The following is an 11540-nucleotide window of genomic DNA, read 5'->3' as shown; positions in this document are numbered from 1 at the left end:
TGGGTCGCCAGCCGCGTGTGGAACGGCGATCAGGTCGATTACGGCCTGACATTCAATGAAACGCCCGCCCTGCTGCGGGTGACGATGGGGAGTTACAAATGACGAAGACCGCCGCGCTGATGGCGCTGCTGCTGGCAGGCACCGCACAGGCCGCCAGCTGGACCCGCACTGCGAACGGCGTGTCCGTCTCGCCCGATTCCGGCGCCGCGAAGACCGTCACGGTCAGCGTCCATGGCGACGGCATCCTGCATGTCGTCGCCGCGCCCCATCAGGCGACGGCCCCGCGCGAAGGCAGCCTGATGGCGCCCGCCCCGCCCGCCGCGACAAGGTGGAGCGCCCGCGAGGCGAACGGCCGGGTGCTGGTGCAGACCACGCGCGACACTGCCGAGATCGACCTGAAGACGGGCCATGTCCGTTTCCTTGCGCCGGACGGCGGCGTGCGGCTCGCACAAGCCGCCGATCCCATGTTCGCGCCCGTGACTGTCGATGGGAAACCCTATGTCTCCGTCTCGGCGCAGTTCAACCGCGGCACGGACGAGGCGATCTATGGCCTGGGCCAGCACCAGCAGGGCGTGATGAACCAGCTGGGCGAGGATGTGGAGCTTGCCCAGCACAATATGGAAATCGCCATCCCCTTCATCGTCTCCACGAAGAACTACGGCCTGTTGTGGGACAATGACGGCATCAGCCGTTTCGGCCGCCCGGTCGCCTATCCGCTTCTGGGTTCCGCCACGAAGGTCATGTCGAACGGCAAGCCCGGCTTCACCGCGCGCTATTATCTGGGCAGCCGCCTCGCCGTCGAGCGGCAGGAAGCCACCATCAACTACCAGTTCATCCGCGACCAGACGAACTGGCCGGAGGCCGCGAAGGCGAAGACCACTGCCGCCACCAGCGGGCAGAACACCGCGGGCAATGCGGTGGAAACCCAGCGCGTCGAATGGTCGGGCGAATTCACCCCGTCGGCCGCCGGACTGCACCGCTTCCAGCTCTATGGCTCCAGCCACTACCGCCTCTATGTGAACGACCGGCTGGTGCTGGATCGCTGGCGGCAGAACTGGAACCCCTGGTTCGCCAACGCGGATGTGGACCTGCCCGCCGGCAAGCCCGCGAAGATCCGCCTCGAATGGGAACCCAACGCCGGCTACATGGCGCTGTTCCATGCCGAGCCCGAGGCAGAGGCCGATCGCAAGTCTGTCCGCTTCACCTCCGATGTCGGCCGTGCGGTGGATTACTGGTATGTGCCGGGCCGCAGCATGGACGATGTGATCGCCGGGCTGCGCCACCTCACGGGCAAGTCCGCGATGATGCCGAAGTGGAGCTACGGCTTCTGGCAATCGCGCCAGCGCTACAACACGCAGGCCGAGCTGCTGGACGTGGTGCGCACCTATCGCAAGCTCAACATCCCGCTGGATGCCATCGTGCAGGACTGGTTCTACTGGCGCGAAGATGACTGGGGCAGCCACCGCTTCGATCCGAAGCGCTTCCCCGATCCGCAGGCCATGGTGGACGAGGTGCATGCCGCCAACGCCCGCATCATGATTTCCGTCTGGCCGAAATTCTACCCGACGACCGACACCTACAAGGAACTGGCGGCGAAGGGCCTCGTCTACAGGGGCAATCTCGAGATGGGGAACAAGGACTGGGTCGGCCCCGGTTACCTCAACACCGATTATGATCCCTATTCGGCCGAGGCCCGCGCCATCTACTGGCGGCAGGTGAAGGAACGGCTCGCCACCTACGGCTTCGACGCCTGGTGGCTGGACGCGACCGAGCCGGACATGCACTCCAACCTCTCCATCGAGGAGCGCATCGCCACCATGGGCCCCACGGCGCGCGGCCCTGGCGCTGAATTCTTCAACAGCTTCCCCCTCGTCCATGCCGAGGGCGTCGTCGCCGGCTGGCGCGATCTGAAGCCCGATGTCCGCCCCTTCATCCTCACCCGCTCCGGCTTCGGCGGCATCCAGCGCACCAGTTCCGCGCTCTGGTCGGGCGATGTCGCCAGCCGCTGGTTCGATCTCGGCGCGCAGATTTCGGCGGGGGTGAACCTGTCGCTGTCGGGCGTGCCCAACTGGACGCACGACATCGGCGGCTTCGCGCTGGAGGATCGCTTCCTCAACGCAAAGCCCGGCTCGGCAGACCTTGCCGAATGGCAGGAGCTGAACCTGCGCTGGTTCCAGTTCGGCGCCTTCACCCCGCTGTTCCGCAGCCATGGGGAGCCACCGCACCGCGAAATCTATGAAATCTCGCCCGAAGGCTCGCCCATGCGCGCCTCCATGGTCTGGTATACCGAGCTGCGCTACCGGCTGCTGCCCTGGATCTACAGCCTTGCCGCCGACACCTACTGGAAAGACGGCAGCATGATGCGGGCGATGGCGATGGACTTCCCCGCCGACCTGAAGGCCCGCGAGGTGACGGATCAGTATCTGCTGGGCCGTGATTTCCTCGTCGCCCCTGTCATCGTCCACAAGGCGCGCGAACGGCAGGTCTGGCTGCCGGGCGACGTGCGCTGGGCGGATTTCCACAGCGGCGAGCGTTTTGCCGGCGGACAGCCCATCAACGCCGCCGCCCCGTTCGAGCGCATGCCCCTGTTCGTGCGCGAAGGCGCGATCATTCCCATGGGCCCCGTCCGCCAGCATGTGGCAGACAAGCCCGGCGCGCCGGTCACCCTGCATGTCTATACCGGCGCAGACGGCCAGTTCTCGCTTTACGACGACGACGGCAGCAGCGAGGCCTTCCGCAAGGGCGCCTACAGCCGCATCGACATCCGCTATGATGATCGCAGCGGCACCCTCACCCTCGCCCCGCGCGAAGGCCGGGGGTGGGCGGGGATGCCCGCCGCCCAGCAGGTCAACATCCGCTGGGAAACGCCGGGGCGGGCGCTGGATCTGAACGGCGCCGCCGATCAGACCGTCACCTACACCGGCCGCGCCATCCGGGTGAAACGCCGCCCCCAAGGTTGACTTCGCGCAATGCGGGCCGCCACACCCGTCCGCATTGCCGAACGGCACAGTGAAGGAGCAGCGCATGAAGGGCTATGTCGACAACATCGAGCAGGTGACCGAGGACAACGGCAATTTCCGCCATGTCCTCTACACCGGCAGCCGCCTGCAGCTGGTCGTCATGTCGCTGCAGCCGGGCGAGGAGATCGGCGAGGAAGTCCATGAAGACGGCGACCAGTTCTTCCGCTTCGAAACCGGCGCCGGCGAGGTGCTGATCGACAAGGCCTGGCACAAGGTCGGCCCCCACTTCGGCGTGGTGGTGCCCGGCGGCGCCCGTCACAATGTCAGGAACACGGGCAGCACGCCGCTGAAATTCTACACCATCTATGGCCCGCCCGAACATGTGGACGGAACCATCCACAAGACCGCCGCCGAAGCCGGGGCCGCCCACGAACATTGGGATGGCAAGACGACCGAGTAGCCGCCGGGGGGCCGCGCATCAGCCTTTGGCACGCGGCGCTTCGCCGGCATGCTCATCCCGCCCGCGCCGGGGCCCGCCCGGCAAACAGCGGCGCGATTGCGGCAGCCGCCGCTTCGGCCTCCGCCCTGTCCGGCGTCTCGTCCGCGATGCCATAGCCGAACATTTCGCTGGGGCCGGCCTGTTGCAGCACGATGCCGTCCGGCCGGGGCAGCAGGCTGATGTTGCGATAGAAGATGGAGTATCTCAGCTCCGGCTGGGCGGGCAGCCAGGCGATCTGGCCGCGCACGGGGATGATGCTGTCGTCCGCCCACAGGTCGCGGGCGCCATATCCGGTGCAATTCACCACCACGGGCTGGCGCAGCCGGGCGAGGTCGGCCGGCGTATGGAAGACCATCGGCTCGATGCGGCCGCCTTCCATCAGGAAGTCGGCCATCAGCCGGCGGCCAAGTTCGGCAATGTTGAACGTCAGTGACGGCGCCAGACGCGCCTCGGCCACCGGGAAGGGATGGTCCTGTGCCGTCAGCGGACGGGATCGGGGGGTCAGATCCCGCAGGCGGCCGGGGAAGTGGGCGAAATCGATCGCGCCTGCCGGGGGCGGGGACGGCAGCGACCGGTCGGCGTCGTGCAGGATATACAGGTCGCTCCACAGCACCGGCTCGCCTGCCATCCCGACATAGCCCAGATGCGCCGCCCACGACGCCCGGGCCATCTGTTCCCACAGCGCGGGAAAACCGGCGCCCATCCGCGCGACATCCGCGATCCGCGACGCGGGGGACCATGTGCCCGTTGCCCGGGCGGAGCGCGTCTGCGGCAGCCGTTCCTTCGCGTAGATGGTCACCCGCGCACCGGCGCGCTGCAGGGTGATGGCGCTTGTCAGCCCGATGGCGCCGCAGCCGATCACGGCGACGTCGCGCGTGCCGCCTTCCATCGCCTTCGCCGCGGCGATCGCGGCAGAGCCCCACGAAAGCGACCAGCCGCTGCCGCCATGGCCGTAATTGTGCACCACGCGCTTGCCGCCGACCGTCTCCACATCCATCCGGGGCCCGGCGGCGCGGAAGGGCCTCAGGCAGACGCTGATGTTGGTGATGCGCGCCATACGCACATCGATCGGCGGCAGAACCGGCTTCCCGAAGCCCTGCAGCGCGGGCTGCCCGGTGAGTTTCGGCGCACACCCTGCCAGCCCGAGTGCGCCGATTCCGGCGAGCATGGTGCGCCGGTTCTGAACAGACATGGTCATCTGGCCCTGTTGTCGGCTTTCCGGCCCCTACACCAGCCCCTCGCCGTCCAGCCGCACCACCGGCACGATGCCCGGCCCCGGCGGCAGGTCCAGCTGCAGGCCGCCGCCATCCTGCCGGAAGGGAACCGGCCTGCCGCCGGGCAGGGTCGCGCGCTCCACCCGCCCGGCGGATCGCGGGAGGGCGGTGATCGTCGCCGGCCCGGAGGGCGCCTTCAGGAACAGGGCATAAAGCGCCCCGCCATTGGTGGTGAAGCGGATATCCTGCGCCGTGAAGGGCTTTGCCGCCCCCTCGGTCTGCATGCCCGCTTCCAGCCGGGTCGGCCCCTCGCCAAACCGCCGCCAGGGCCTTGAGCCGAAGATCGCCTCGCCGTTCGCGGCGGTCCAGCGGCCGATCTCGTCCACGATCCGCCCGGCCTCGGTATCCAGCGAACCGTCGCCGGGCTGCGGCACGGAAAGCAGCAGGTTGCCGTTCTTGGACACCACATCGGCCAGCCGCTGGATCACCTGCTCCGCCGGCACATAGCTGCGGTCCCGCAGCCGCGCCTCGTTGTAGAACCAGTCGCCCAGGCAAGTGCAGGTCTGCCAGGGCCGGTCGCGGATATCGGTCACGAAGCCGCGCTCCACATCGTCCACCAGCCCGGCCGCCTGATGCGGCAGCAGCTTCTTGGCGGTCAGCACCACTTCGGTGCCGCCATGCCAGTCCACCGCCCGGTTATAGTAGTCCGCGGCCGCCTCCAGCCCGATGGGGCCGAACGGCAGGGCATAATTGTCCATATAGACGATGTCGGGTCGGTACTTCTCCACCAGGTCCACCTGCCGCAGCAGCCAGCGGGCGGCATAGCCGGCGTCCATCGGCGGCCCATGCTCCACCCAGCGGCCGCTGGTCTCGTCGTGGAAGCGGGTCATGGCCCCGATGCTGGAAATCCCGGCCGGCGGCACGATGTGCGGCCCGGTGTACAGCAGCTGCGGGTCCAGCCCGTCCCACCACCTGCCCTTGCCGTCCGCCGCCGTCAGCCGGAAGGCGTCATAGCGCTCCCCCCGTCTCGGCCCTTCCGGATCATAGCCATAGGCCGTCTGATACCAGTGCCAGGCATGGCTGGCATGGTTCGAGATCCCGAACTTCAGCCCCGCCTTCCGCGCCGCCCGTTCGAATTGCCCCACCACATCCCGCTTCGGCCCCACCCGCAGGCTGTTCCAGGGGTGATAACGGCTGTCATAGCAATCCAGATTGTCGTGGTGGCACCCCAGCGCCATGAAATAGCGCGCGCCGGCCGCCTTGTAGCGATCGACCAGCGCCTGCGGATCCCAGCGTTCGGCCGTCCACCGGTTCTGGATCTCCATGAACCCCGTGTCCGCCGGATGGCCATAGGTGCGCAGATGATGCGCATACATGGGGTGGCCCTGCAGATACATGAAGCGGCCATACCAGTCGCCCTGCGCCGGCACAGATTGCGGCCCCCAATGCGCCCAGATGCCGAACTTCGCATCCCGGAACCAGTCCGGCACCCGATAGCCCGCCGCCAGCCCGGCCCAGCTCGCCTCGATCGGGCCGGTCGCCACGCCCATCGGGCTCGCCGCCAGCGCCGCCTTCGCGAACGGCAACGCCGCAGCCCCCATCAGCAGCTCCCGCCGCGCGATCATCGGTTTCTCCCGCTCTTCCATCTCCACTTTAATTGTCATACCTATTTCCCGAAATGCGTCAAAGGCGAAATGGGGGAAGGCGATGAAGGCAATCCATGCGGCGCTGGCGCTGCTGATGCTGCAACCCGCAGCGGCGGCCGAAAGCCCCTGGCGAAACGCCGTGGTGGGCGGCGGCGGCTTTGCCCCCAACATCATCGCCAGTCCCGCCCAACCCGGCCTGTTCTACCTGCGGACAGACATGGGCGGCGCCTATCGCCTCGATCCCGGCAGCAGCCGCTGGGTGCCGCTGCAGGATGCAAACTCCGTTTCCAGCTACATGGGCATCGAGAGCATCGCCGCCGATCCCCTGAACCCTGACCGGGTGTGGATGGCCGCCGGGATGACGGCCCGGCAGCCTGCCGCCATCTTCCGCTCCACGAACCGGGGGCAGGATTGGGAGGTGATCGAAACCCCCTTCCGCATGGGCGGGAACGAGGATGGTCGCGGCATGGGCGAACGCCTCGCCGTCGATCCCGCCAATCCGCAACGGCTGTTCTTCGGCTCCCGCCACGACGGTCTGTGGCGATCCGACGACGCGGGAACCAGCTGGGCGCAGGTGGCGGGCTTCCCGTGGAAGGGCCTGGGCACGCCGGCGGAGCGGCAGCCGACCCATGGCGGCGTGAGTTTCGTGCTGTTTGCAGGCCGCACGATGTACGCCGGCATCACCGATCCCGGCGCGCCCCGGCTGCTGCGCTCCACCGATGGCGGCGAAAGCTGGACGATCGTGCAGGGCGGCCCGCCCGCCGGGCTGTTGCCGGTGAAGGCCGTGGCCGACGAAGGGGGTCGCCTGTTCCTCGCCTATGCCGACGGAATCGGCCCCAACGGCATCACCAGCGGCGCCGTCTGGCGGCTGGATAGCGATCGCTGGCAGGATATCACCCCGCAGAGACAAGGCGGCGCGGGCTATATGGGCCTGTCGGCGGCACACGGCCTCGTCGCCGTCGGCACGGTCGGCCGCTGGATCCCGGACGACACCGTCTGGCTGTCCCGAAACGGCGGAGACAGCTGGGAGGATCTTGGGCCCCGGTCCCGCCGCGATGTCTCCGCCGTGCCGTTCCTGGCGGGGCAGCCCGCCGCCGGCGGCACGACCGGCCCGGAATTCGGCCACTGGATCGCGGGCGTCCTGCTGGATCCCGCCCGGCCCGGCCGCCTCGCCTATGTCACCGGCGCCACCATCTACGCGACAGACGACGCCCGCGCCCCCGGCCCGCTGACATGGCGGCCCTGGGTGGCCGGCATCGAGCAGACGGCGATCATCACGCTGGCCAGCCCCACCGCCGGCCCGCCGCTGGTATCCGGCTTCGGCGACATCGCCGGATTCGTCCACGCCGATCTGGCAGCCTCGCCCCGCCCCGGCTTCTTCAACCCCTTCCTCTCCAACACCAACAATCTGGATTTCGCCGGCCGCCGGCCAGACATCTGGGTGCGCTCAGGCAGCCTGTGGGAAGGCCGCCCGCGCGACGCCACGCTCGCCTGGTCGGCCGACGGCGGGCAGAGCTGGCAGCCGCTGAAAGTGCCGGCCATCCGCCCGTCGGACGATCAGCCCGGCAAGCGCCACGATCTGGAGGGCAACGCCCCCATCCATGTCTCGGCGGATGGCGAGGTCTTCATCGTCTGCACCCCCGTTCCGCTGCGCACCCCCGATCGCGGGCGCAGCTGGGGGCTGATGCAGGGCGTCACGCTGGAGGATTGCCCGGTCGCGGACAAGGTCGATCCCCGGCGCTTCTACGCGCTGCGCTTCAACGCCAACCAGATCGTCGCCAGCACCGATGGCGGGCAGAGCTTCATCGGCATGCCTGCCACCGGCCTTCCGCCCGAACTGTGGAAGGCCCGCACCTACAACCGCGAAGCCCCCCGCACGCTCGTCGTCGATCCGCTGCGCGCCGGCGACCTGTGGCTGCGGCTGGGGGAAGAGGTCTGGCGCAGCCCCGATGGCGGCAGGCGCTTCCGCAAGGCTTCCGGCCGGATGAAGGTGGAGTTCTTCGGCCTGGGCCGCCCAAGGGCAGAGACCGACCCCGCCACCCTGTTCGTGATCGGCACGCTGGATGGCACGCGCGGCATCTGGCGCTCAACAGACGAAGGCCGCAACTGGCTGCACCTGAACGACGACGCCCACCAGTGGGGCGGCCGCTTCCGCGTGATCAGCGGCGATCCCAAGCAGTTCGGCCGCGTCTATGTCGGCACCGACGGCCGGGGCATCCTCTGGCGCGACAGCGACTAGGCCGTGCCTAGCCCTCCGCCACGTCCAGCAGGCGCAGCGTCTCCGCGATCAGCCCGTGCGACAGCGTCGCCGCGTCCTCGGCCCGGCCGTCGCGGATCGCGTCATGCACCGCCATGTGCAGCGCGACATCGGCCTTGGGCACCTGTTTCACCTCGTTGGTGACGGGAATGCTCATCGCCAGCGCGCTTTCCACCATCGGCCCCAGCGCCTGGAAAAATCGGTTTCCGCTCGCCCTCAACAGCGCGACATGGAAGGCGATGTCGGCCACCAGCGCCCTGGCCGGGTCGGCCGCCATCGCCTCGCCCGCGATGCGGATCGCGGCGATGTCCTTCGCGTGCCCGCGCAGCGCCGCCAGCCGCGCGGCCTCCGGTTCGATCGCCAGCCTCAGCCGCGCCAGATCCTTCAGCAACCCCATGTCGGTGGTCGCGCCGCGCATCCAGCGCAGCACGTCCGGGTCCAGCAGGGACCATTGTGACCGGTCGGTGACAATGCCGCCCACCCGGCGGCGCGGGGCGATCAGCCCCTTGGCGCCCAGCATCTTCAACGCTTCCCGGACGCCGGTGCGCGAAACGCCGAACTGGTCGCACAGATCCAGCTCGGATGGCAGCACGCTGCCCGCCGGATGCTCGCCGCGCACGATGGCGCCGCCCAGCGCATCCGCCACACGGCCGCTGACAAGCACTTCAGTCGCCATCCTGCCCATCCCGCAATTCCATCGTAAAGTCATACATTTGCAGCATGGCAATGGCAAGGAACAGGCGCGCGCGCCGGGCAGCGCACGCCGAAGCGGTTGATCCGCAAGGATTGATACCGCTATCCCCGCACATGATATCGCAGCCATGCCCCGGCGCGGGGTGGCGCATGCGGGCCCCAAGGCGCTAAAGCCCATCCGCCCGCGACCGGATCTGAACAGGAGTTTGAGACATGCTGAGTGGCGACCTCTTCATCGGCGGCGAATGGCGCGCCACGGCCGCGCGCTTCCTCGCGCAGAACCCCTCGGCAGCGGCCGCAATTCCCCAGCCGGGCTTCGCGCAGGCAACCGCAGCCGACGTCGCAGACGCCTGCGCCGCCGCCGAATCCGCGTTCGAGGAATATGCCGCCCGGCCGCTCGCCGACCGCGCCGCCTTCCTCGACGCCGTCGCCGCACAGATCGAAGCGCTCGGCGACGCCCTGATCGAACGCGCCCATCAGGAATCGGGCCTGCCGCTTGCCCGCCTGCAGGGCGAACGCGGCCGCACCACCGGCCAGCTCCGCCTGTTCGCGAAAGAGGTTCTGGAAGGCGGCTGGCAACAGCTGCGGATCGACACCGCCGATCCCGCCCGCACCCCGCCCAAGCCGGATCTCCGCCTGCGCACCGTCCCGCTCGGCCCCGTCGCCGTGTTCGGCGCCTCCAACTTCCCGCTCGCCTTCTCAACCGCCGGCGGAGACACGGCTTCGGCGCTCGCCGCCGGCTGCCCGGTCGTCGTGAAGGGGCACCCCGCCCACCCCGGCACCTCGGAACTGGTCGCCCGCGCCTTCGAGGCCGCGATCCGCAAGACGGGCATGCCAGCCGGCGTGTTCAGCCTGCTGCAGGGCACCTCCAACGATGTCGGTGCAGCGCTCGTGTCAGATCCGCGGATCGCCGCAGTCGGCTTCACCGGCTCGCGCGGGGGCGGCACCGCCCTGATGAAGATCGCGGCTGTCCGCCCCGTCCCGATCCCCGTCTATGCCGAGATGTCGTCGGTGAACCCGGTGATCCTGCTGCCGGGCGCGCTGAAGGCGCGCGGCGCGGCGTTGGCGCAGGGCTTCGTCGCCTCGCTCACCATGGGCGCGGGCCAGTTCTGCACCAACCCGGGCCTGCTCCTTGCGCTTGCCGGGCCAGAGCTTGACGCCTTCCTCGCCGAAGCCGCCACCCATGTCAGCTGCGCCGCGCCGCAGGTGATGCTGACCAGCGGCATCCACGCCGCTTATGCCAGCGGCAAGGCCGCCCTTGCCGCCACCGCGACCGAAGTGGCTGTCGCCGCCGAAGCCGCCGAACCCACGCGCGGCAGCGCCGGGCTGTTCACCCTGTCGGGCGCGCAGCTGCTGTCGGATATCGGGCAGGCGCACGAGATCTTCGGCGCCACCTCGCTCGTCGTCGCCTGCGCCTCGCTCGCGGAACTCGCCGCCGTGCTGCGCGCCCTGGAAGGCCAGCTCACCGCCACGCTCCACGCCGACCCGGCAGACCATGAAGCGGCCCGGCAGCTGCTGCCCACGCTGGAACGAAAGGTCGGCCGCATCCTCGCCAACGGCTGGCCGACGGGCGTCGAAGTCACACACGCGATGGTCCATGGCGGCCCCTTCCCCGCCACGTCAGACGGCCGGAGCACCTCCGTCGGCACGCTGGCGATCGACCGCTTCCTCCGCCCGGTCTGCTATCAGGACCTGCCCGAAGCCCTGCTCCCCGCCGCCCTGCGCGGCGAAGGACCCGCCGATGTCGCCGTGCGGCTGAACGGGGTGCGGAAGGCCTGATCGGCCCTTCGGAGCTGCCGGGCCGGCAGCTCCGGCACGCCCGGCTATTTCGGGCAGTCCAGCACCTTGTCCGAGTCCGTTCCCAGCGCCACGCGGGCGATGGAGATGGTGCCCGGCCCGCCCAGCGAGAGCGCAAAGGGCATCAGCACGCTGTTCATGCCGACGCCGGTGGCGGCGAAGCATTTCAGCGGCACCGCCAGCCGCACCCACTCGCCCTGCGGCAGCTGCCCGATGGCGGCGGCATCCAGCACGCCCAGCTTGCCGCCACCGCGCATGGACAGTCTGATCGGTCCGGAAAGCGCACTGTCACGGCGGAGTGACATGACGATGGCAACATCTCCGTTGGTTTCCCGGCTGATGTCGACGGCCGCGTGGGAAGAGATTTCGATGGCGGCTGCGCCCGTTTCGATGGCGAAGCGGCGCGCGCCTTCCTGCACCACATGGTCCGTGGGCGTCACGCCCACCCGGCCGCCCGCCGCGCGGGCGGGCACC

General features: G+C 69.3%; 8 protein-coding genes. 4 read left to right on the top strand and 4 right to left on the bottom strand.

Features of this window, described 5'->3' with window-relative positions; translation table 11 throughout:
- The first annotated feature begins 98 nt into the window (after window positions 1-98).
- Window positions 99-2960 (top strand): TIM-barrel domain-containing protein, encoded by a 2862-nt coding sequence (locus ACE3O8_RS05755; RefSeq protein WP_374387713.1) that lies wholly within the window; start codon window positions 99-101, stop codon window positions 2958-2960.
- Window positions 2961-3024: 64 nt separating this feature from the next.
- Window positions 3025-3420: a cupin domain-containing protein gene (locus ACE3O8_RS05750; RefSeq protein ID WP_374387711.1), complete on the top strand. Its 396-nt coding sequence runs from the start codon at window positions 3025-3027 to the stop codon at window positions 3418-3420.
- A 52-nt stretch (window positions 3421-3472) separates the two neighbouring features.
- Here ACE3O8_RS05750 and ACE3O8_RS05745 read toward each other — a convergent pair whose 3' ends face one another.
- Both ACE3O8_RS05745 and ACE3O8_RS05740 read right to left on the bottom strand, forming a co-directional pair.
- Window positions 3473-4657: an FAD-dependent oxidoreductase gene (locus tag ACE3O8_RS05745; protein ID WP_374387709.1), complete on the bottom strand. Its 1185-nt coding sequence runs from the start codon at window positions 4655-4657 to the stop codon at window positions 3473-3475.
- 27 nt (window positions 4658-4684) lie between these two features.
- Window positions 4685-6337, bottom strand: a complete 1653-nt coding sequence (locus ACE3O8_RS05740; RefSeq protein ID WP_374387707.1) for an alpha-L-fucosidase — start codon at window positions 6335-6337, stop codon at window positions 4685-4687.
- A gap of 43 nt (window positions 6338-6380) precedes the next feature.
- On the opposite strand from ACE3O8_RS05740, the gene ACE3O8_RS05735 reads away from it, so the two are divergent.
- Window positions 6381-8558: a hypothetical protein gene (locus ACE3O8_RS05735; RefSeq protein WP_374387705.1), complete on the top strand. Its 2178-nt coding sequence runs from the start codon at window positions 6381-6383 to the stop codon at window positions 8556-8558.
- A gap of 7 nt (window positions 8559-8565) precedes the next feature.
- Here ACE3O8_RS05735 and ACE3O8_RS05730 read toward each other — a convergent pair whose 3' ends face one another.
- Entirely contained in the window at window positions 8566-9252 is a 687-nt protein-coding gene (locus ACE3O8_RS05730) for a FadR/GntR family transcriptional regulator (protein ID WP_374387703.1), read from the bottom strand.
- A 230-nt stretch (window positions 9253-9482) separates the two neighbouring features.
- On the opposite strand from ACE3O8_RS05730, the gene ACE3O8_RS05725 reads away from it, so the two are divergent.
- The gene (locus tag ACE3O8_RS05725; RefSeq protein WP_374387701.1) at window positions 9483-11048 is read left to right on the top strand and encodes an aldehyde dehydrogenase (NADP(+)); all 1566 of its coding nucleotides are present in this window, start codon (window positions 9483-9485) and stop codon (window positions 11046-11048) included.
- A 44-nt stretch (window positions 11049-11092) separates the two neighbouring features.
- Here the strand turns inward: ACE3O8_RS05725 and ACE3O8_RS05720 are convergent.
- On the bottom strand, window positions 11093-11540 hold a 448-nt coding region (locus ACE3O8_RS05720; protein ID WP_374387699.1), incomplete at its 5' end, for a putative glycoside hydrolase.

It is taken from the genome of Sandaracinobacter sp. (assembly GCF_041909755.1).
GTDB lineage: Bacteria > Pseudomonadota > Alphaproteobacteria > Sphingomonadales > Sphingomonadaceae > Sandaracinobacteroides.
This window is presented reverse-complemented; position numbering and strand designations above follow the sequence as displayed.

Bases quoted from the DNA above. Each gene is read 5' to 3' on its own strand.
- ACE3O8_RS05750 (WP_374387711.1), top strand. From the start codon at position 3,025: ATGAAGGGCTATGTCGACAACATCGAGCAGGTGACCGAGGACAACGGC.
- ACE3O8_RS05735 (WP_374387705.1), top strand. From the start codon at position 6,381: ATGAAGGCAATCCATGCGGCGCTGGCGCTGCTGATGCTGCAACCCGCA.
- ACE3O8_RS05725 (WP_374387701.1), top strand. From the start codon at position 9,483: ATGCTGAGTGGCGACCTCTTCATCGGCGGCGAATGGCGCGCCACGGCC.
- ACE3O8_RS05745 (WP_374387709.1), bottom strand. From the start codon at position 4,657: ATGACCATGTCTGTTCAGAACCGGCGCACCATGCTCGCCGGAATCGGC.
- ACE3O8_RS05755 (WP_374387713.1), top strand. From the start codon at position 99: ATGACGAAGACCGCCGCGCTGATGGCGCTGCTGCTGGCAGGCACCGCA.
- ACE3O8_RS05730 (WP_374387703.1), bottom strand. From the start codon at position 9,252: ATGGCGACTGAAGTGCTTGTCAGCGGCCGTGTGGCGGATGCGCTGGGC.
- ACE3O8_RS05740 (WP_374387707.1), bottom strand. From the start codon at position 6,337: ATGACAATTAAAGTGGAGATGGAAGAGCGGGAGAAACCGATGATCGCG.